At 59.1% G+C, this 21,991-nt stretch carries 18 protein-coding genes and 2 tRNA genes; 1 reads left to right on the plus strand and 19 read right to left on the minus strand.

Annotated features, from left to right (window positions below):
- Positions 1-94: 94 nt before the first annotated feature.
- The 16 genes from purL to AFE_RS10890 form a co-directional block, all read right to left on the minus strand.
- A complete protein-coding gene (gene purL / locus AFE_RS10815; RefSeq protein ID WP_012537145.1) occupies positions 95-3,946 on the minus strand; it encodes a phosphoribosylformylglycinamidine synthase in 3,852 nt (1,283 codons plus the stop codon).
- 70 nt (positions 3,947-4,016) lie between these two features.
- Positions 4,017-4,739 (minus strand): phosphoribosylaminoimidazolesuccinocarboxamide synthase, encoded by a 723-nt coding sequence (purC, locus tag AFE_RS10820; protein WP_012537146.1) that lies wholly within the window; start codon positions 4,737-4,739, stop codon positions 4,017-4,019.
- Positions 4,736-6,043: an adenylosuccinate lyase gene (gene purB, locus AFE_RS10825; RefSeq protein WP_012537147.1), complete on the minus strand. Its 1,308-nt coding sequence runs from the start codon at positions 6,041-6,043 to the stop codon at positions 4,736-4,738. The genes purC and purB overlap by 4 nt, the downstream gene beginning before the upstream one ends.
- A complete protein-coding gene (locus AFE_RS10830; protein ID WP_012537148.1) occupies positions 6,040-7,173 on the minus strand; it encodes an outer membrane protein assembly factor BamC in 1,134 nt (377 codons plus the stop codon). Before AFE_RS10830 ends, purB begins: the two co-directional genes overlap by 4 nt.
- Positions 7,174-7,210: 37 nt before the next feature.
- Positions 7,211-8,086, minus strand: a complete 876-nt coding sequence (gene dapA, locus AFE_RS10835; RefSeq protein ID WP_009561191.1) for a 4-hydroxy-tetrahydrodipicolinate synthase — start codon at positions 8,084-8,086, stop codon at positions 7,211-7,213.
- A gap of 141 nt (positions 8,087-8,227) precedes the next feature.
- Positions 8,228-8,303 (minus strand) — tRNA-Glu (locus tag AFE_RS10840).
- 55 nt (positions 8,304-8,358) lie between these two features.
- Positions 8,359-9,012: a PAQR family membrane homeostasis protein TrhA gene (gene trhA / locus AFE_RS10845; protein ID WP_012607393.1), complete on the minus strand. Its 654-nt coding sequence runs from the start codon at positions 9,010-9,012 to the stop codon at positions 8,359-8,361.
- Positions 9,013-9,086: 74 nt separating this feature from the next.
- Positions 9,087-10,415, minus strand: a complete 1,329-nt coding sequence (locus tag AFE_RS10850; protein WP_009562964.1) for an N-acetylmuramoyl-L-alanine amidase — start codon at positions 10,413-10,415, stop codon at positions 9,087-9,089.
- Positions 10,416-10,500: 85 nt separating this feature from the next.
- Positions 10,501-10,935, minus strand: coding sequence for a thioredoxin TrxC (gene trxC / locus AFE_RS10855; protein ID WP_012537150.1), 435 nt, complete (start codon positions 10,933-10,935; stop codon positions 10,501-10,503).
- 30 nt (positions 10,936-10,965) lie between these two features.
- Complete coding sequence (grxC, locus tag AFE_RS10860) at positions 10,966-11,250, minus strand: glutaredoxin 3 (protein ID WP_009562960.1); 285 nt, start codon at positions 11,248-11,250, stop codon at positions 10,966-10,968.
- Entirely contained in the window at positions 11,250-11,675 is a 426-nt protein-coding gene (locus tag AFE_RS10865; protein ID WP_009562958.1) for a rhodanese-like domain-containing protein, read from the minus strand. The genes grxC and AFE_RS10865 overlap by 1 nt, the downstream gene beginning before the upstream one ends.
- A gap of 3 nt (positions 11,676-11,678) precedes the next feature.
- Complete coding sequence (locus AFE_RS10870; protein ID WP_012537151.1) at positions 11,679-11,900, minus strand: YgaP family membrane protein; 222 nt, start codon at positions 11,898-11,900, stop codon at positions 11,679-11,681.
- A 6-nt stretch (positions 11,901-11,906) separates the two neighbouring features.
- On the minus strand, positions 11,907-15,185 hold the full coding sequence (locus tag AFE_RS10875) for an efflux RND transporter permease subunit (RefSeq protein WP_012537152.1): 3,279 nt from the start codon (positions 15,183-15,185) through the stop codon (positions 11,907-11,909).
- Positions 15,178-16,260 carry an efflux RND transporter periplasmic adaptor subunit gene (locus AFE_RS10880; protein WP_012537153.1) on the minus strand — a complete coding sequence of 361 codons (1,083 nt, stop codon included), beginning with the start codon at positions 16,258-16,260 and terminating at the stop codon, positions 15,178-15,180. Before AFE_RS10880 ends, AFE_RS10875 begins: the two co-directional genes overlap by 8 nt.
- Positions 16,257-17,678 carry a TolC family protein gene (locus AFE_RS10885; RefSeq protein ID WP_012537154.1) on the minus strand — a complete coding sequence of 474 codons (1,422 nt, stop codon included), beginning with the start codon at positions 17,676-17,678 and terminating at the stop codon, positions 16,257-16,259. Before AFE_RS10885 ends, AFE_RS10880 begins: the two co-directional genes overlap by 4 nt.
- A gap of 247 nt (positions 17,679-17,925) precedes the next feature.
- Positions 17,926-18,228 (minus strand): ArsR/SmtB family transcription factor, encoded by a 303-nt coding sequence (locus AFE_RS10890; RefSeq protein WP_012537155.1) that lies wholly within the window; start codon positions 18,226-18,228, stop codon positions 17,926-17,928.
- A 113-nt stretch (positions 18,229-18,341) separates the two neighbouring features.
- On the opposite strand from AFE_RS10890, the gene AFE_RS10895 reads away from it, so the two are divergent.
- Positions 18,342-18,415 (plus strand) — tRNA-Gly (locus tag AFE_RS10895).
- A gap of 534 nt (positions 18,416-18,949) precedes the next feature.
- Here AFE_RS10895 and AFE_RS10900 read toward each other — a convergent pair.
- From AFE_RS10900 to AFE_RS10910, 3 genes are read right to left on the minus strand one after another with little or no spacing between them, the layout of a single operon-like run.
- Positions 18,950-20,563, minus strand: coding sequence for a type I restriction-modification system subunit M (locus tag AFE_RS10900; protein ID WP_012537156.1), 1,614 nt, complete (start codon positions 20,561-20,563; stop codon positions 18,950-18,952).
- On the minus strand, positions 20,560-20,763 hold the full coding sequence (locus AFE_RS10905; protein WP_012537157.1) for a hypothetical protein: 204 nt from the start codon (positions 20,761-20,763) through the stop codon (positions 20,560-20,562). Before AFE_RS10905 ends, AFE_RS10900 begins: the two co-directional genes overlap by 4 nt.
- The gene (locus AFE_RS10910) at positions 20,760-21,983 is read right to left on the minus strand and encodes an AAA family ATPase (RefSeq protein ID WP_225487175.1); all 1,224 of its coding nucleotides are present in this window, start codon (positions 21,981-21,983) and stop codon (positions 20,760-20,762) included. The genes AFE_RS10905 and AFE_RS10910 overlap by 4 nt, the downstream gene beginning before the upstream one ends.
- Positions 21,984-21,991: the final 8 nt, after the last annotated feature.

Here is a 21,991-nt window from a genome sequence, read left to right on the forward strand (position 1 = left end):
GCATCATGGCGGCAACCGATTTGCCTGACAGGTTGGAATTCACAAGCGTGGCCATCCCGCTCGATAGGGAAATATCTTAATTTCGCTCCAAATATTATCCCAACGCCTTCCGCGCGTTGACAAAAATCTGCATCCAGGGTGTAGCCTCACCCCACTCCGGCGGCCGCCAGCTCAGCTGCAGGCTACGCACCACCCGTTCGGGATGAGGCATGAGGATAGACACCCGACCGTCCTCATTACAGAGACCGGTAACGCCTTGCGGGGAGCCGTTGGGATTGGCTGGATACTGCACTGCCGGCTGTCCCTGGGCATCCACAAAGCGCATGGTAACAGGTCCTGAGCCAGGCTGATCCCCGGCGAAGTGCGCCCGCCCTTCGCCGTGGGCAATAACGATGGGCGCATAAGTGCCCGCCATACCCGCAAATAACAGCGACGGCGAATCCACGACCTCGACCATGGCCAGCCGCGCTTCGAACTGCTCCGAGCGATTGCGTGCAAAACGCGGCCAGTGCGCTGCGCCGGGGATAATATCGCGCAACTCTGCCAACATCTGACAGCCATTGCAAACGCCCAGGGCGAGGCGCGAGGTATCGGCAAAGAAGGCGGCGAAATCGTCCCGCAGACGATCATGGAAAAGGATCGATTTGGCCCAGCCCGCACCGGCGCCCAGCACATCTCCGTAGGAAAAGCCGCCGCAAGCGGCCATTGCCTGGAAATCCGGTAAGCGATGACGACCGGCCGCAAGGTCGCTCATATGCACGTCCACGGCGGTAAAACCGGCACGATGGAAAGCCGCCGCCATCTCGATCTGACCATTGACACCCTGCTCCCGGAGGATCGCCACGCGGGGCCTGGCCCCGCTCTGAATCATCGGCATCTGCGGGCAAAAGGACAGGCGAGAAAACAGCGGCGCATCTGGGCTGGCCACCATAGCAAAGGACTCCTGGGCACAAAGCGGATCATCGCGCAGGGCCTGCATCCGGTAGCTGGTCTCCGCCCAGACATGCAGTAGTTCAGCTACAGCTTCATTCAGAACGGATTGGCCGTCCTGCTGTATTTGTAAACGCCAGTGTTCGGCCTTTACCTGACCAATGACCTGAGCCCGTCCAGCGAGGCCGGCATCGGCAAAAATCTGCATTATGTGCTCGCGCTGGGCGGCTGGGGTCTGAATGACCACTCCCGGTTCCTCGGCAAAAAGGAAGGACCAGCGATCCGCCCTCGAAGGCAGTTGAATGTCCGCCCCACAACGGCTGGCGAAAGACATTTCGCAGAGGGTCGCCCAGAGACCACCGTCGGAGCGATCATGGTAGGCCAGCACCAGTTCCTGCACACGCAACGCCTGCAATGCGGAGAACAGGCCTCGAATCAACTCGGGAGCATCCAGATCAGGCGTACTATCGCCCATCTGCCCCAAAGTCTGGGCCAGAATGGAAGCGCCGAGCCGGCCGCACCCCAAGTCCACCAGCCAGAGATCCGTATCGGGTTGAGCAGACCATTGAGGGGTCCAGCTCTTCCGCAAATCCGCCACGGGCGCGAAGGCCGAGATGATCACCGACAGGGGCGACACGACGGTCTTTTCCACGCCCTCCTCTCGCCAGATAGTGCGCATGGATAGGGAGTCTTTGCCCACCGGGATGGCAAGGTCCAGCGCCGGACAGAGCTCCAGTGCCGCAGCACGTACCGCGTCATAGAGCGCCGCGTCTTCTCCTGGATGATCCGCCGCCGCCATCCAGTTGGCCGAGAGTTTGATATCTCCCAGCGCGGCCACATCGGCGGCAAAAAGATTGGTGAGGGCTTCGGCAATGGCCAACCGGGCACTGGCTACAGGATTCAATACCGCCACCGGGGCACGTTCGCCGATGGCCATGGCCTCGCCGTGGTCATTCCAGAAGTCCGCGGCAGTAACGCCGCAATCGGCCACCGGCACCTGCCATGGCCCCACCATCTGGTCGCGGTGAATCAGGCCGCCGACGCTGCGGTCACCGATGGTGATGAGGAATTCCTTGCTGGCCACCGAGGGATGGCGCAGGACGGCATAGGCGGCAGCGCGCAGGTCGGCGCCGGACAGATCCAGCGGTCGCAAATCGGGCTGCACATGCCGACTGTCCCGCTCCATGCGCGGCGGGCAACCCAGCAGGGCGCTGAGGGCCATATCCACCGGCCGGTCATGGAGCAGGGAATCCTCCAGAATCAGGGCGTCCGCCGCCGTGGCTTCTCCCAGGACTGCACAGGGGCAGCGCTCGCGGGCGCAGATCTCCGTGAAACGCGGCAAGTCTGCTGCCGCCACGGCCAGCACATAACGCTCCTGCGCCTCATTACTCCAGATCTGCATGGGTGACATGGCCTGTTCTTCATTGGGTACCGCCCGCAGTTGCAGACGGCCGCCACGACCACCATCGTGCAACAACTCGGGAATGGCGTTGGAGAGCCCGCCCGCCCCGACATCATGGATGGATAAAATGGGGGAATCCTCTCCCAGGGCAATACAGCGCTCGATCACTTCCTGGGCCCGGCGCTGCATTTCCGGATTGCCGCGCTGCACCGAGGCAAAATCCAGTTGCTCGTCCCCTGCCCCGCTGGCCACACTGGATGCGGCGCCACCACCCAGACCGATGAGCATGGCCGGGCCGCCGATAACCAGCACCTTGGCACCTTCCGGCAGAGGCTTCTTCTCCACCAGCAAGGGGCGAATCTGCCCCAGACCGCCGGCGAGCATGATGGGTTTGTGGTAGCCGCGGTGCAGCCCGTCCTGATCACATTCGAAGACCCGGAAATAGCCGGCAATGGCCGGGCGGCCGAATTCGTTGTTGAAGGCCGCAGCACCCAGAGGGCCTTCGCGCATGATGTCCAGCGCGGAGCGGATACGCGCCGGCTTTCCGTAAGGATTCGACTCCCATGACTGGATATAGCCGGGAATCCGCAGATGCGATACCGAGAATCCAGTCAAACCCGCCTTGGGCTTCCCGCCCCGCCCGGTGGCGCCCTCGTCGCGAATCTCGCCGCCACTCCCCGTGGCCGCTCCGGGAAAAGGCGAAATGGCCGTCGGATGGTTGTGGGTTTCCACTTTCATCAGGATGGCGGTGCGCTCTTCCGCTACGGCATACGCTCCCGACGCGCTCACCGCGAAAGGCCGACTGAGCGCGCCACCCGCCATGACCGCGGCATTGTCCTTATAGGCAGATAGCGTACCCTGCGGATGCAGACGGTGCGTTTCGCGAACCATGGCGAAGAGGCTGAGGGCCTGATCCTGGCCATCCAGCCGGAAGGCCGCATTGAACACCTTGTGCCGACAATGCTCGGAGTTGGCCTGCGCAAACATCATCAGCTCGGCATCACTGGGATCGCGGCCCAAGCCGGAAAAATAATCAAACAGATAATCCAGTTCCGCCGGAGCGAGAGCGAGCCCCATACGGTTATTGGCCGAAAGCAAGGCGGCACGTCCCTCTTTGCGCAGAGGAATGCGGACCAGCGCTGCGGGTTCTGGGTGGGCAAAAATGGCCTCTGCCGCCGCCCAGTCCGGCAACACCGACTCGGTCATGGGATCGTGCAAAAGCCCGCTCATCGCCTGTAACTCCGCCACGCTGAAGGCCGCACCGCCGACTTTGCGCAAGCGATACGAAACCCCTCGTTCAATACGCCGCACCGCACCCAATCCACAGTGTCCGGCAATATCCGTCGCCTTGCTGGACCATGGCGAGATGGTCCCGAGGCGGGGCACCACGCAAACTTCCTGGGCGTCCTCTGCATCTCCTTCAGCAGGTTCCCCGTAACGCAGCAAAGCCGTCAGCACCCCCATTTCTGCCGACCTCAGGGGCGCGCCGAGATCCATCAGATGGACGTATTGAGCGACTGCGCTCTGGACGGGAAAGCCCTCGGCGACGAGGATGCGCAGCAAGTGTTGCACACGAAAGGCGGACAGCGCCGCAGAGCCGCGAAGCAGCAGCATGGAATGGTCCCTCATTCAAGAAACGCGGCAGGACGAGCCAGAAGACTATCCCGCTGGAAAGATTGCGACTTTATGATGCTGCCGGAAGCGGCACACCCAGGCGGCGGGCGACTTCTGCATAAGCTTCTACCACTCCGCCCAGGCCGCGGCGGAAGCGATCTTTATCCATTTTTTCCAGGCTCAGGGCGTCCCAGAGTCGGCACCCATCGGGACTGAATTCATCGCCGAGATACAACTCACCGTCAAAACGCCCGAACTCCAGTTTAAAGTCCACCAGAATCAGATTCGCTTTTGCAAATAGTGCGGACAGCAGCATATTGACTCGCATCGTCCAACGGCGCATAGCTTCTACTTCTTCTGCCGTCGCCCAACCAAAAGTACGAATATGGGACGTGTTGATCATGGGATCATGCAGCGCATCGTTCTTCAGGAAGAATTCCAGCGTCGGCGGCTCCAGAACCCGGCCCTCCTCGATACCCAGGCGCTTGGACAAGGACCCCGCCGCCCGATTCCGCACCACACACTCCACCGGGATCATCTCCAGACGGCGCACCAGGCTTTCTCGCGCATTGAGGCGGCGGATAAAATGGGTCGGCACACCCTCACCCTGCAAATACTCCATGATGAAGGCGTTGAACGCATTGTTTATCTCACCTTTATGGGCTAGTTGCTCGACCTTTTCGCCATCAAAGGCCGAAGTGTCGTCCTTGAAATGCAGAACCAACTCATCGGGTGATTCGCTGGCATAGACGATCTTGGCCTTGCCTTCATAGAGGGCGATGCGTTCATTCATCGGGGTTGTCCTTCCGGAAAAACGCGAGCGAAAATGGCGTCCACATTGCGGGTGTGATAGCCAAGATCAAACAACTCAGCCAGTTCTGGCGCACTCAGATAGGGCTGAATCTGTGGGTCCGCTGCCAGGAGAGATTTGAAGTCCGCATTCGCCTCCCAGACCTGCATTGCGTTGCGCTGCACCACCCGGTATGCGTCCTCGCGCAGCATGCCCTTCCCGGTGAGCGCCAGCAGCACCCGCTGTGAGAAAATCAGGCCATGCATCTTGTGCAGGTTATCCAGCATCCGCTGCGGATAAACCACGAGCCGTTCCAGCAGGCCGCTCGCCCGATGGAACATGAAGTCCATGACGATGCAGGCATCGGGGCCGATCACCCGCTCCACACTGGAGTGGGAAATATCGCGCTCATGCCAGAGGGCGATGTCCTCCAGCGCCATGCCCGCATAACCACGCAGCAGGCGGGCGAGACCCGTCAGATTCTCGGAGAGGATAGGATTGCGCTTGTGGGGCATGGCGGAACTGCCCTTCTGCCCGGCGGTGAACGGCTCCTCCGCTTCCAGCACCTCGGTGCGTTGCAGATGGCGGATTTCCACGGCGATCTTCTCGATGGACCCGGCAATCACCGCCAGTGTGCCGAAAAACTCGGCGTGACGGTCCCGGGAAATGACTTGCGTACTGGCCAGTTCGGGGGCCAACCCCAGATCCGCACAGACCGCTTCTTCGACATCGGGGTCGATGTTGGCGAACGTTCCGACGGCCCCCGACAACATACCCGCAGACACAGCATCTATGGCACTGATCAGGCGTTGCCGGTTACGCTGAGCTTCAGCACACCACACCGCCACCTTCAGACCAAAAGTGATGGGCTCCGCGTGAATGCCATGGGAGCGGCCGATCATCACCGTGTCCTTGTGCTTCCAGGCCAGATGCGCCAGTGCCTGATACAGGCGATCCATCCCTTCCAGCAGCAGTGCCCCGGAACGTTTCAACTGCAGCGCAAAGCCCGTATCCACCACGTCCGAAGAGGTCAGGCCAAGGTGGATGAAGCGGCTGGACGGCCCCACATGCTCGGCCACGGACGTCAGAAAGGCAATGACGTCGTGTTTGACTTCCAGCTCGATTTCCGCAATACGGGCGCTATCAAAAGCCGCCTTCGCCTCGATCTCCGCCAAGGCGTCGGCAGGAATCTGCCCCCGCGCCGCCAGTGCCCGGCAAGCTGCCAGCTCCACGTCGAGCCAGGCCTGATATTTGGCATCCTGCGTCCATAAGGCACCCATTTCCGGGCGCGTGTAACGCTCGATCATGCCTTATCTCCGTTTTTGGGAGACAGGCCCGCCTGCAGCTTGTCGAGAATTTCTGCAGACCATTTGGGCGCATCCTTGCCCACGCCCGGCGTCGTCTCCAGGACGCTGCCCGTATCGTCTTTCATGCGCAACAGCGTCACCCGGACAGAAACGGGCTTCTGTTTCTCCCGACTGCTCCAGATGGCCTTGATATTATCCCAGGTCCGCTGGAAGATGCCGCCGATGAAGCTCTGTTTCTGACCTGCCTGTGCACCACCCTTCCGGACCTGCACTTTCCATATCCCCGTGCCTTCCCTTTGCACGGGATAGCCCAGACCCTGCAAGACCACTTGTACTGCGGGCTCCGCCTTGGCGGGGACGGCATTCAACACCAGATAAGGGCCGCGGTCATCCCGGTAGCGGGTCACTTTGATCTCCGGCATTTCTGCGAGAATGGATTCCTCGCTCAGACGTTTTTGCAGCGCTTCCATAATCTGACGATTATGCCCGGCGTCGGCGGGCACCTTCTTCCACCCCACGCTGCTGCCGTTGGGATTATTCCAGAGGCGTTCCTGTTGTATCGTCAGGATTTCCGCACCCTTTTCACCAGCACTCAGGTGAAAAGTGTATTTCTCCCGATAGGTTGGTGCGACAGTATGCCCCAGCACAAAGGCCAGACCACTGCGGAAATCACGCCAGCCGGTGACCAGTTCACCCTGTTCAGGAGAAAATTTCGCCACCGAGGTATCATCCGCCGCCAGTACCGCTTTCAGGGCGGCCCAAATCCGCTCTGGCCGGGCGGTCGTGCTCAACCGCAAGTCCGCGCCGCCACCCAGAATCTGCGCCCCCACGCCAGCGAGGGTTTTTTCCTCTACCGGCTGCTGCCCGGCCGCCTCGTGAGGTTGAAACAGTCCATAACCACCGGAGGCGCTATTCGTATTCGTCGGCAACTCGCTGGAGGTTACCGCCCCCCCGGGTATGGTAACCCCCGGCTGCGGCGCCTGGACCAGTAGGTCCGGCGGGATCTTCAGGGGTTCCATCACCTTGGAGTCCTGGTATTGGGGTCCGTTGTTGGACCTGAAGAAGGGAATGTACGAACACCCCCCCAAACCGAGAGTGGCGACCACGGCAAGAGCTACGTAACGGCGCATGCAAAACTCCACTGAACGCGACCAGGCGCGAGAATGATCAGATACACTGCGCCCGGCGCAAACTTTCGCGCAGACGCTCATGATGAACGGACGAAAGGGTGGTCAGGGGCAGGCGCAGAACGGACTCCATGCGGCCCATTTCGTGCAGCGCCCATTTGACCGGGATGGGATTGGACTCCAAAAAGAGATCCCGGTGTAATCCTGTCAATTGCGCGTTGACCGCACGGGCGCCCACAAAGTCTCCAGCCAGTGCCAGGTCACACATCCGCGCCATCAGTCGGGGCGCTGCGTTGGCGGTAACGGAGATCACGCCGCGAGCACCCAACGCCATGGCTGCAAGGGCGGCACCATCATCACCGCTGTAAACCTGCACCTGATCCCCGCACAAGGCCAGAATTTCGGCGACCCGTTCGACTTTGCCGCTTGCTTCCTTGATGCCGATGATATCCGCACGCGGCGCCAGGCGCGCCACCGTCTCCGGTAAAATATCACCGGCAGTGCGACCAGGAACATTGTAGAGAATGATGGGGAAATGGCAGTGCTCAGCGATCGCCGAATAGTGTTGGAACAGTCCTTCCTGGGTAGGCTTGTTGTAATAGGGGGAAACCAGCAGCGCTGCATCGGCCTTGACTTCCATGGCCGCACGGGTGAGCTCTATGGCCTCATGGGTCGCGTTGGCCCCGGTCCCGGCGATCACCGGAACGCGCCCCCTGGCCTGTTCCACCACCGTCTGGATCACCGCCACATGTTCCCTCATTTCGAGGGTGGCGGATTCTCCGGTAGTGCCGACGGCGACCAGCGCGTGCGTCCCTTCGGCGATGTGCCACTCCACGAGTTCGCGAAGTGCAACATCATCTATTGCCCCGTCCACCTGCATGGGCGTCACCAAAGCTACCATACTGCCATGAAACATGATCCAGCTCCCGCTTTATCGCATGCCATTTCTGCCAGGGATGGTACTTGCCCGACGGCGGGCTTGGCAAGGCAAGAAACCCGCACCGTCCACGGACGGCCATTCAGCGCATTCGGAATGGGACGATCAGAGAAAAGAAAGTGGCGCTCCCAAGGGGGTTCGAACCCCTGTTACCGACGTGAGAGGCCAGTGTCCTAGACCACTAGACGATGGGAGCGAAGCGCAGATTATAAGCTCTTCTTCCCCAAAAGCAAGACCCAGCCGATGCTCCTTCAGCCAGCATATTGAAGAATAGCCCAGAACTGCAGCGCCGTACCCGCGATGACAAAAACATGCCAGATGGAATGGAAATATTTCCAGCGATCCAGCAGAAAAAAGAGGACGCCTATGGTATAGGCCAGCCCGCCAGCGGCCAGCCACCACAAAAACCAGCCGGGTGCGGAATTATAGAGCGGCACGGCGGCGAATACCGCCAGCCAGCCCATGAGGAGGTAGAGCCAGAGAGAAATCGATTGCGCGCGCGTCCCTGCCATGGCCAGCAGAGTGATGCCCAGCGCCGCAAGGCCCCACTCCACGGTCAGCAGCACCCAACCCCACGAGCCATGGAGCACCATCAGCGTCACCGGGGTGTAAGTGCCGGCAATAAGGAGATAGATCGCGGATCGGTCCACCAACTGGAAAGCCCGTTTAAGTCGCCCCGACGGCAGAATGTGATAAATGGTCGAAGCGCCGTACAGCATCACGATGGTCACCACGAATATACTGATGGTGATTACCGCGAGAGGGGTACTGTGGAGACCTGCGCCAACGATCCACAGCACAAAAACCAGCGCGGCACCGACCGCGCCTGCGCCATGCAGCAGACTGTTAATCCACTCTTCAACACGGGTCTGATCCCGCACCATGCCGTCCGAATTCAGATCCATCACCTGTCCGCCATTCTGCATCATCCATTTTGAGTTAGTTATAACATAATCATCTGGATTCCCGCCATGACGCGTCAGGCTCCCATGATGGGAACACGCAGATGCACTCCGGGCTGACCCTCTCCGTGCGGCAGGTTGTTGGCCAGACGCAAAGCCTCTACGCTCAGCCCGTAACGGTCCGCCACATCCGCCAGATTTTCCGCTTTTCCCAGCACATGCCGCGTCGCAGACCACGCGCTATCCGCTGGTGGTGCGTTCACAAAATGGGCGAGGACCGCATCATGCATGGTGCGCGCAAGCAGTTGACGGAAAGCCGGATCACGCAGGCGTTGCTCCTCCTGCGGGTTGGAAATAAAGGCAGTCTCCACCAGCATGGACGGCACATCCGGGGCGCGCAGCACTACGAAATTGGCGTGCTGCACGGCAGCGTTGTGCAGATCCTCCACCCCGGCCAACCCGCGAATCATCATATCCGCAGCAGCAGCCGCCGCGTTCATGGCAGCCGTCTGGGTCATATTAATGAGTACCTCGTTGAGCATAAGATCATGCACCCCCGATTGTACGTCGCCGAGGAGAGGATCAGCGGCATTCTGCGTTCTGGCCAGCCAGCGGGCCGCCGCACTGGTCGCCCCCGTTTGCGACAGCGCCCAGACCGTCGAACCGCTCACTGTTCGCTCCGGAAAGGCGTCCGCATGAATGGAGACGAAGAGGTCGGCACGCTGCGCCAAGCCCAGGTGCATACGATCCATGAGCGGTACATAACGATCGGTATCACGGGACATGACCAGACGCATTCCGGGAGTGCTGCGAATCAGTCGGGCCAGAGACAGAGCAACATCCAGCACGACATCCTTCTCACGGGTCCCCCTGGCGCCGATGGCACCCGGATCGTGGCCGCCATGGCCGGGATCCAGACAGACCACAATGGGCCGTCCCGCCCCGGCAACAGGATGCGAACGGGAGGACTCCACCGCAGTTCCAGCGACGGGAAGCAAGTCCAGCACCAGGCGATGTGAAGCACCACCACCGGGGCCCAGAGAGAAACTATGCCAGCGTACCGCTTCCCGCAAAGGCAAGCGCAGCACCACCCCGGCGGCGCTCTCGTTCATCTCCGCTCCGCCCTGCAGTGGTCCCAACGCAGGCACCACGGGACGGCCAAGCCAATGCTGTATGCCGGGCAACTCGATATGCAGCACTTCACCCACACTACGGATCACCGGTGCAGCCGTCAAACGCCGGTTGAGATCAAAGACCAGGCGCACACCCTGCCCGTGGCGGCCCACCCGCAGCCCACGGAGCTGCGCGGCGGCGGCCATATTCCAGCCGCACAACAATACGCCGCCCAGCGCGGCCTGTCGCAGGAACTGCCGCCTTGAGAAACCCGTATCAGACTGCCTGGCCATAGCCGCCCCCACTATCCTTTATAAATGTTGAGTTATAGTGGTAAGTTAGAGCTTATCCGGAAGAAGTCAAGGTAATGCCTGGGTCTCAGACTCCCTGTCCTGTCAACCAGCGCTGAAGTTCCGCTGCACTCATGGCGCCGCTCATCCGCGCCAGTTCTTTTCCGGCCTTGAAAAGCACCATGGTGGGGATGGAACGAATCTGGAAGCGGTTACCGATTTGCGGTTCATCTTCGGTATTCACCTTGGCAAAGAGCACACGCCCCCGCATCGCCCGACCCGCCTGCTCAAACTGCGGTGCCATGGTTCGGCAGGGCCCGCACCAGGGGGCCCAGAAATCGACCAACACCGGCAATTCGTTTTTCTGGATATACTGGGAAAAACTGCTACTGCTGAGATTGACGGGGTGGTCAGGAAAAATCTGTGCGTGGCATTTGCCACACTTGGGGTTCTCCCCCAAACGCTCTTTGGGCACCCGATTGACGGCGCCGCAGGCAGGACAAAGCAATATCACGGATGTCATGACTTTCCCCCATGTTTCATCGAACCGCTATTATCCATCCCCCTGGCCATTTTCCTGCAACAGGTCATCCAAGGCACCATGACGATCCAGTGCGGCAAGGTCATCATAGCCGCCGACATGTCGTCCATTGATGAATACCTGCGGCACCGTATGCCGCCCATGTGCGAGCTTGAGCATGCTCTGGCGCAGCGCGGGGTCCCGGTCCACCCGGAGGATTTCCGGTGTGATCCCCTTACTGCTCAGCAGCGCTTCGGCGCGTCGACAATACGGGCAGGTACCCGTCGCGTACATCCGCACCACCGCTCCTTTCACCATCACTTCTCTACCGGCAGACCGGCACTCCGCCACGCGCCGATCCCGCCTCTCAGACTGTAAATCTTGTCAAAGCCGGCTTTTTTCAGGCTGGCCGCGGCGCGCGACGAACGCATGCCACTCGCACACTGACAGATGATATGATGACCACGATGCTTCTCCAGATCCTGCATATATTTGGGCAAGTCACCCAGAGGAATGTGCCGGGCACCGGGCAGATGCCCCTGCGACCATTCTTTCTGCTCCCGCACATCGATGATTACCGCATCTTCATGGTTGATCAACTGTACCGCGGTCGCCGGGTCTACTTCATGGATACCCGCCGCCCTCCGCGTCAATGGCCCCTTGAAAATCATGATGATCAGCGCCACGGCCCCAAGCAGCAAGGGCCACTGCGACTCGATAAAGAAAAGAATTTTATGGTCCATGACTTAGCGTCCGCAGGCCCCGGAACCAGGCACTCCGAACTTGAGCAGGATGCGATCCAGTGGGCAGAAACAGGTGAAACCACTTTGCAGCAGGTTGAAACCCACAAAGAGGGTGACAACCAAAAACCATTCGCTCACGAAAACCGGACTGCCCGGAGCACCCAGCGCCACGCTGAGCAATACAAAAAAACCGGCAACCACCCGCACCCAACGTTCCGTATTCATCCGCAGTCAAACTCCTTGTGTATGTTTTTCCAAGCGCCGCTCCCAGAGGAAATAGAGCAGCGGAATCACGATCAATGTCAGCAATGTGGAGGCGAACGTGCCAAATATCAAGGAAACTGCCAGCCCGCCGAAGACCGGGTCGGTCACCATGATGGCAGAGCCGAACATGATGGCCAGCGCTGTCAGGAGAATGGGGCGGAAACGCACCGCACCGCCCTGTAGCACAGCCTCTTCCAGGGCGTAGCCCTGGCGCCGGTAGTCTATAATAAAGTCAATCAACAACAACGAGTTGCGCACAACGACACCGGCCAGGGCGATGACCCCGATCATGGAGGTGGCGTTAAACGGCGTGTTCAGCAGCCAGTGCCCGGGGAAAACCCCGATCAAGGTCATCGGAATGGCGCCCATGACGATCACCGGCATCATGAAAGACTGGTAGTAGGCCACCAGCATCAGGTAGATGAACACCAGAGCAACGATAAAAGCAGCGCCGAGGTCACGGAAGACGTCAAGAGTCAGACGCATGTCACCGCCCCAGAGAATCTGGTAATGGGTAATATCATCGGGCTGCGCAGGCGAAAAACCCAAATTGGCGGTACTGAGATGCACACCGTCGATGCTCTTGCCGTCCAGCCAGTGATTCAGCGACAACACCGCGTAGACCGGGCTGGAACCCATCAGATCCCCGGTCACGTATACCACGGGATGTTGATCACGGTCATAAATTGGCTTGGCCTGCGTCGTCCGTTCGATCCGCACAATACTCGCCAGGGGCACCTGCTGCCCGCTTCGGCTCTGCACATGCAGGTCGAGTATCTGCTGCTGCCAGGCACGATCCGTCTGAGGTATGCGGAGGACGATATCCACCGGCTCGCGGGCATTTTTCACATGCAGGGCACCCAGTTTGGTACCTGCCACATAATCATGCACCAGCGCAGCTACCTGAGCCGGTGCGACCCCGGCCAACATGGCCTTCTGCCGATCCACATGCAGCAGGTATTCAGGTACCGTCGCCGTCACCGAGTCATCCACATTGATCATGTCGTAGACTTTACGGAAATATTGCTCGACCGAACCCGCTATCTGACGCAGCTTCCCATAGTTCGGCCCGTAAAGTTCCGCCACCACCTGAGCACGTACCGGGGGTCCCGGCGGCACCTCGAAAATCTTGATGACGGTGCCCGGAAAACGCTCCCTGACAGGTTGCAGCGCCTTATAGATTTCCACGGATACGGCATGGGACATGGGTCGCTCATCCCGCGGCACCATGTTGATCTGGATTTGGGCGTAATTGCTGCCTTCGCGCATCATGTCACCGCGCACCAGTCCGGCAAAGTCCACAGGTGCGGAACGGCCCAAATAGGTCTGAAAATTTTCGACATAACGATTGCGGCTGAGCACATTGCCGATCGCTTCCGTGACCTGTCCGGTCTCAGCCAGCGCAGTGCCCGCCGGGGTATCTACCTGTATCATGAAATCACTGACATTACCCTCCGGCAGCATCTTCAGGTTCACCCCAAGGGCACTCAGGGGACCATTCATGCCCTGAGGACGGATAAACTGCCACATCGGCATCAGCATCGCCAGCAGAAGTAGCACGACGACCACAATGAAAAAGATATTGCGGCGCACGGAGGATTTCAGCAGGGGCGTAAACACCCGGACGTATCCACGCTGCAGGGCGTCCGGCCGCATCGCATGCCCACCTTTCTCACCACCGCCGGCCTGCCGGTCGGCTTTGCCCCGCAGAAAGCGGTACGCCCCCCAGGGCACCACCGTATAGGCGAGCAGAACCGACGCAATCATGGCAATTGGCACAAAAATAGGGATGGGCAACATGAAGGGCCCCATCATCCCGGTCACAAAGGCCATCGGTACGAACGCAAGGATCACCGCCAGCGTCGCTATATTCGTCGGATTACCGATCTCATTGCTGGCAGTGATGATGCAGCGAGCGAAACCATCCTTGCCGCAGCCATGCAAATGGCGATGTATGTTTTCGATGACAACGATACCCCCATCCACCAGCAATCCCAGCGACAGAATGAGCGCGAACAGGGTGATCCGGTTGATGGTCTGCCCGAGCAGCCAGCCTATGCCCAGCACCATACCCAAGGTAAGCGGCACCGTCAAAATAACGATACCCGCCTCCCGCCAACCGAGGAATATCATCAGGATAACCGCGACGACCGCGACGGCGATGCTGAGGTGCTCGAAAAGGGTACTGACTGCATCGTCGGCACGGGCGCCGTAATCGCGGGTGACAGAAACATGCACACCTTCCGGCAGCGCCTCCCGCTCCAGACGATCCAGTTTCGCCTTGATCGCGTCCGCGACGGTCACGGCATTGGTCCCCGGGCGTTTGGCGAGGGTAATGGTAACCGCCGGCATGGTCGTGCCCGCCGGCAGGCCGACCCGGTTTGCACGCCCAAGGGTATTGCTGGTCGCAATGTGATTTTCCGCGGCACCTTCTTCCACCCGGGCCACATCCTTCAGAAATATCGGTTGCCCATCATGGCTGCCGATAATGAGGTCACCGACCCCCCGCGCCGAACCTATCGCCCCATTGATGCGCAGGGGAATTTCCTGATTGTCATGCACCAGGTGGCCACCCGGAAGAATGACATTGCTCCCCTTCAGCGCCTGCTGGATATCCTGCAGACTGAGGCCGACACCGGAGAGCTTGGCCGGATTCAGCCACACATTGATGGCCAGAGGACTGCCGCCGATCACTTCAGCGTTTGCCACATCCGGCACACTCTGCAGCCGGTTCATCAACCGCACACCGACCTGGCGCAATGCCAAAGGCGTCATCTGGCTGGAGCTCAGAGTCACCGACATGATCGGAACATCATTGATGCCTATGGATTTAACCAGGGGCTGTTCCGTACCGGGGGGCATTTTGTCCATATTTCGGCTGAGCTGGTTGTAGACTTCCAGCAGGCTTTTTTCTTCGTTGGCACCGACCTGAAACTCGACGGTGACCACCCCCATATCATTGATTGCGTAACCATAGGTGTGATGGACACCAGGCAAGGATGCCATCAGGCCTTCCAGGGGCCGTACCACCAGATGGTGAATTTCCTCGCTGTCAGAGCCGGGCCGCATGATGAAAATTTCAGCAGCGGGCACCACGATTTCCGGGTTATACAGACGCGGCGTGACAAGAACCGCCAGGGCCCCGAACAGGGCAATGGCCACCATGATCAACACCGTGATCTTGGACTGATAAAACGACTGAGCGAGCCGCCCTGCCAGATTTTGCCGCTGCTCGGACTCAGCCATGGGTAGCTCCCTCTGGCTCGATGTGATCTCCGTTATTCACGGCGGCAAGATTGCCCACGACCACCGTCTCTCCCGCACTCAGCCCCGAAAGAATTTCCACACCCTCCGGCGTGCTCGGACCCGGTCGCACCATGCGATAATGCGCGACACCTTGCGCGTCAACGACAAAAACACCGGGGATTCCAGCCCGATCCAGCAAGGCAGCCGCTGGCACCGTCATCACCTGCCGCTGGGTGACCGGCACTTCCACGCTGACATAGTCACCAGCCTGTAGCGTACTGTCGGCGGGCAGGCTGAGTTTGACCGTATGGGCATGGGTCATCGCGTCCGCAGCCCCGACCAAATCCAGAACCGTTGCGGGAACACGTTTTCCATCGACGAGGACCGCGATTTTCTGACCGATCTGGAGGCTGTGATACAGCGTCCCGCTGACACTGCACTGGACTTCCAGTCGGGAAGTGTCCGCTAGGGCCAGAATGGGCTGACCGGGTGACGCGAGGTCTCCGTTCTGCAGGAACTTGCGTGTGATGATCCCGGAGAAGGGCGCCGTTACCCGGGCATAGCGCAGTTGTGACTGTGCCGTGCCGACCCCACCGCGGGCGGCTGCAACACGGGCCTGCGCCATACCATAGGCCGACTTTACCTGGTCCCACTGTTGCTTGGGAATAGCCTTCTGAGCGTACAGGACCTTGAACCGCTCATAATTGGAGCGGGCGTCGGTGAGCGCCGCCTGAGCCTCAGCCAGTCCCGCCTGCGCCTGCTGCACCTGCCCCACGACATCCGTCGGATCTACCTCAAAAAGCAGTTGTCCCGCCCGTACCGACTGTCCATCACGCACACTCATGGAGTGGATGTAACCACTCAGACGCGAACTGAGCTGCACCTGCTGATGGGCAACGACCGTACCCGGCACACGGGCGTAGGCAGCCATACCTTGATTCCGTATCTGCAGGACGGGCGCAGAGACTTTACCCTGCGCCAGGGGCGCCTCGGGAGGCGATTTACTGCAGGCGGCGAGGCTTGCCACAGCGAATATCAGGGCCGCGATCCGCGCGGTTTGCTTCCAGGTGTTCATTGGGAGACTCCTTCTGCGGCGGGCGCGCTGCCCACACCGACGATTTCCTGAGGGTTCAGTTTGCCGATGGCCAGCAACAGGGCGCCACGCTCTGTCGCTTCGGCATAACGGGCGGAGACAAGCTCGGCACGCGTCTGATCCAGCTCCGCCTGTCCGCGCAGCAGGCCCGTCACCGTCTCTATACCGTTTTCGTAACGCAGGCGCACCATATGCTGCGCCTCCTCCATCTGCCGGACCGCAAGCTCCCGCATCCTGACACGCAACGCAGCCTCCTGCGCACTACGCCAAACCTGCGCCACCTCCAAACGCAACTTATCCTGCGCCTCCTGTAACGCGGCCAGAGTCTGCTCGCGCTTCGCTCGGGCGCGATCCAAACTGCCACCCCGCGCGAAGTCGAGCACATTCCAGGTTACTTCTCCACCTACCGTGTAGGACGGCGCCGCATTGCCGAGAGTGCGGCCATTCCATTCCTGATTGGCCATCGCGTTGATATGCGGCAGATAGGCGGCGCGGGCGATGCCGATACCTTCCTGCGCCGCTTTGACCTGATGGCGGAGGGCGACGATACCCGCATTCTGAGCCATCGCATCGCTCTGCAGGCTGCTGAGCGGCGCCGCAGGCAATATGGGCCGGACAGGACCGTCCACGGTGAGCGTCTTTTCTTCCGGCCAGCCGATCAACGTGGCAAGATTATCCAGGGCGTTGGCCCGAGCATTCCGCGCACTTTCGACGGCCAGTTCCGCCTTTTCCAGATAGACCTCCGCGGATAACAGATCGCTTTTTATCAGTACCCCGCGCGCGAGCAGGGAGCGGCTGGTCTTGACATACGAAGCGGCTGCCCGCTTGGCTTTATCCGCCACCTCAATAGCCGTGTCCGCGGCGACCACGCCGTCATAGGCCTTGAGGACAGCGTAAACCAGCTTCTGCCGGGCCATGGTATTTCCGCTCCGGGCAGCCTCGAGCATGGCCCGCGCCTGATCGATGCGCCCCCGGATTTCCCCGCCATTCCAGATCGGAATTTCCATTTGCAGCTTGGTACCGAAATTATGGTAGCCACCCGGTTGATCCAGCCCTGTCGGCGCCACACCCAGCGCATTCGGGGCGAATTGTCCCGCGCCAAAATCGTTGAACGTTGCCTGCCGCTGCGACAGCTTCATGCCGAACACCGTCAGGGCATTGTTCGACTGGCTGGCAGAGAAAGAGGCCGCGAGCTTAGGAAGCAAGTGACCACGCGCCTCGGAAACTGCGCCCCGGGCCTCTGCTTGTCGGGCATGCGCCACGAGCATCTCCGGGTTTTGTCTCAGGGCAAGATCAACGCACTGATTGAAGTCCAGGGCTGCGGCGGGTAGCGACGCACCGGTACCCATGAGCAGGACGATGAAAATGGAACGTGTTTTTTTATGAGGATGAAAGGGCATATCTTTCCTCGCCGCAACAGACGACACCGAAGCTTGGACAACCCAATGCTGCAAAGTCCGCGCAACACCAGCATGAATCCCCACTGCGGATGAACCGTCGATCCCGACCGGGCATCGATGGCTGCGTCCACAGTGGCGCACATAAGAACATCAGAATATTATTCTATAATGTATCTTACGCGCATTCAAGCGCTCTCTAAGGGCCGGGGTTCCACCCTTCCTGCCATCCGGTACTATGTGGCAGTGTTCAACGGACGCTGCAGAAAACATCGCTCATCATGGAAATCAGGCGCAGGGTACGGGGGTCACCTACACGGTAATACACCTTGTTGGCATCCTTGCGGGCACGAAGAATGTCTTTCTCACGCAAAATAGCGAGATGTTGGGAGATGTTGCTCTGGGTAGTGCCGACGGCGGACACGATATCCTGCACACTCATCTCTTCCGATCCCAGCACGCACAAAACCTTGAGACGCAACGGGTGCGCCATAGCCTTCAGGGAACGGGAGGCCTGTTCAATATCCTCTTCACGGGTTGGTAACTGTTCCATAATCATGCCTCTTGGTGTATAGTATCTTATTGACTTCGCTTATAATTACCAAAAACCGCGGTGCTTGCGGTCACCTTGCCTTTTGTTGTCCATCCGCATAGAATCCACCACAAGCGGGTGTAGTTCAATGGCAGAACCTGAGCTTCCCAAGCTCATGGCGTGGGTTCGATTCCCATCACCCGCTCCACTACAAATCAAGGGTTTAGGCTAACTGCTTAGGCCCTTTTTCTTTGCCGTGGGGCACTTGGTGGGACACCAAGCCATAACAAATCGTAACCACCTATAATGAACAATAACTCTATATGCTGATTTTGGGAAGCGAATAGAACCGACTTTTTCACCCTTCTACTGTCCCATGAGTGCCCCATATCATGCTTACTGGTGAACTTACAATAACTATTTCATCTTGTTACGTTATGCATGCTTGCGCTTGCCTAGCTCATGTTGCGCTTTCTGCCGTGTTGCCATAACCCTACAAAAGCAGTTACGGTCCGGCAAGGGCTGGGAAAGCCCCTGATAGCGACCATGGTTTTTGGTAATTTGCGCGATGATGTAGCCGACGAGAAGTATCCAGGGGGAGCGTCCAAGGTACTGCTCCGCAGTCTGGCGGGCTATCCGTAATCCTCTGCGAACATTCTCGATTCCGCGCTCCACCTTTTTTGAGCCGCATGCATGGGCGTCAGATAAATCTGGGTCTGGCCCGCATGTTTCGTGCTCCGGCCTAAGGTAACAGCGGCATGCCCAGCTCTTTCAGAAATTCGTTGTGTTTCGCAGTCGCTTGCTGGATGGCCTTCTCGATGTTCACCAAGTTTGCGTGCGTCGCCGTCAGGTCAATTTCCTCCTCGTCTACTGCTGTGCTGATATACCGCGAAATATTGAGATTGAAGTCGTTTTTCTCAATCTCCGCCATGTCCACGCGGCGGGCGTAGCGCGGTTCTTCCGTGCGGAACTGGTAGGTTTCGATGATCTTGGCGATGTGCTCGTCCGAAAGATGGTTCTGGCGTTTGCCTTTCACAAAGTGCTCTGCGGCGTTGATGAACAGCACGTCGTCGGGCTTCTTGCACTTCTTCAGCACGAGGATGCAGACCGGGATGCCGGTGGAATAAAACAGGTTCGCGGGCAAGCCGATGACGGTGTCGATATGGCCGTCCTTGAGCAGTTTGGTGCGGATGCGTTCCTCGGCCCCGCCCCGGAACAGCACCCCGTGCGGCAGGATGATCGCCATCACCCCTTCGTCTTTCAGATAATGGAAGCCGTGCAGCAGGAAGGCAAAGTCGGCGGCGGACTTGGGCGCGAGGCCGTGGCTTTTGAAGCGCACATCGTCGGCCAGCGCGTCGGTGGGCTCCCAGCGGTAGCTGAAAGGCGGGTTGGCGACGACGGCGTCGAAGCTCGGCTTCCTGGCCGGGTTCTGCTCGCGCAGCATGTCCCACTCGTTGAGCAGGGTGTCGCCGTGGAAGATCTCGAACTCGGTGTCCTTCACCCCGTGCAGCAGCATGTTCATGCGCGCGAGGTTGTAGGTGGTGATGTTCTTTTCCTGGCCGTAGATTTTGCCGATGCTGCCGCCCGCCTGGTTCACCTTCTTGCGCACATTCAGCAGCAGCGAGCCGGAGCCGCAGGCGAAGTCCAGCACGCTGTCCAGCCGCTTCTTCGTCCCGGTTTTCGGCTCCTGGCTGTCCAGCGTGACGATGGCGGAAAGAATGTCGGAAATCTGCTGCGGGGTGTAGAATTCGCCCGCCTTCTTGCCACTGCCTGCGGCAAACTGGCCGATCAGGTATTCGTAGGCATCGCCCAGCGCGTCGATGTTCGTGGAGAACGCCGCCAGCCCTTCGGCGATCTTCTGGATGATGGTGCAGAGCTTGGCGTTACGGTCGCTGTAGCTCTTGCCCAGCTTGGGCGAGCTCAGATCAATTTCGGAGAACAGCCCCTGGAAAGTGCTCTCAAAAGACTCTGTCTCTATGTATTTGAAGCCAGCCTGCAAGGTGTCTAGCAGGTCCGGGTTCTGAGTGCGAGCCAGGTTAGCGATGCTATTCCAGAGGTGCGCGGGCTGGATGACGTAATGCACCTTGCGCCGCATCTGCTTCTCGAAGGCCGGAATGTCGTCCACGTTGTTCGCATACCAGAGCGCCAGCGGCACCTTGCGCGCGTCGCCGCCCACATCCGGGTAATCGCGCCCCAGTTCCTTCTTCGCCGCCGTCTCGTAGTTGTCGGAGAGGTAGCGCAAAAAGAGGAAGGACAGCATGTAGTCGCGGAAGTCGTCCGCATCCATCGCCCCGCGCAGTTGGTCGGCGATGCTCCAGAGGGTGTTGCCCAATTGTTTTTGATTTTGTTCGGTCATGGTTTGAGCGTTTTCTCGGTGTTTGCCTGTTGGCGAAGTTCATCTGCCGAGATGCGCTGCATCCGCCCGTCCTTGACGATCACAAGGTTCGTCTCAGTCTGGATCGCTGTCTTGCGCGCATGTTGGGCGGCCCGCCGCAACGCTCCCAAGGATGCGCGCAGGTCGGGGTCTTTGGCATTGGAAATGTCTTTAGTGCTCATCGGTTTTCTCCCCATTGCAAGAGAGTCGGCTCTTCGCCGACATTGTCATCCTCGGGTGCTACAGGAAACAGTTTCGGATTGAAGGGGTAGCGATTCAGGAAGGCGCGGAAAATTCTCCGAAAGTGCGCTTTATTCTCTTCCATCATTTCTCGTGGCTCGTAAAGCGAATAATCGCCGTGACTCATAAGGTCAATCATCCGCTTGGACAGCGCTTCGTCTAGATCGCCTGCCACCCTGATACATTCGGCCCAGTCCTCAAGCCCCAAGAAGATGGAAGTCTGCTCCATCACTCTGCGCATCATGTTGAAGTGATGTGTATAGAGTGCACCACTCTTTTGTGCTTCATCTAACTCAATAATGCTCGCCAAATGGTGAAGGAATGGCGTGGCAGATGTATCTACTAGCGAATAACTGCCAGTGGGGGCATTTCTCAGAAAATATCGGAACGCCTTCCCTTTAAATTCGTTGCACAGCACGTTGAAGAACAAGGTATGGTGCGTCGAGATCACCGTCTTGAGCTTACTGCCCGGCCGTTTGAGCAATTGCGCTAGATGGTTGGCTACCGCAATTGCGTTGTGCTCATCCAACGATGAAATCGGGTCGTCGATGTAAACATATTTCACCCACTGATAAGCCTCCGCACCATCTAGCGCCAGTTGCACGATGGCGAGGAAGAAGCACCAGACAAAGATGTTTTCTTCACCGCGCGAGACCTTGATATGGGTCTTTTCCTCAAACGCAAACCTTTGCATGAGTTTTTTAGAGCCTGGAACATAGTTCTCATTTTTGACTCTTCGCGAAAAAACAACATCCCATTTCTCGTAGTCGATGCGGAAATCGAAATCCGCATAGCGTTGCAGCAGCGGGCGGATGCGGTTGTCCATTTCCAACTCGGCTAAGCCGGCGAAAAAGCGCGACGCCGCATTGAGTGTGAGCCTGTGGTCGTTATCGCCTTCAAAGTCATTCTCCCAATGGAACAGGTCTTCGGTGAAGGCGTTGAAGTAGAGTGTGTCGCGAGCATCACCTTGCTTGCCGATGTCCTTGAAGGCCATCGACAGCCGCGTCTTACCGGTGCCGTTGTAGGCATAAAGCAGGATGGCTTTCTTGTTCTCCAGCTCGCCGCGCAAATGGGCGGCCAGCTTTGGCAAGTCGGCGAAGGGCTGGCCCGGCTTCATGCGGGCACCTCGTCCAGCATCGGGAATAGCTGCTGCATCAGCCATTTTTTACA

The organism is Acidithiobacillus ferrooxidans ATCC 23270 (assembly GCF_000021485.1).
Taxonomy (GTDB): Bacteria; Pseudomonadota; Gammaproteobacteria; order Acidithiobacillales; family Acidithiobacillaceae; genus Acidithiobacillus; species Acidithiobacillus ferrooxidans.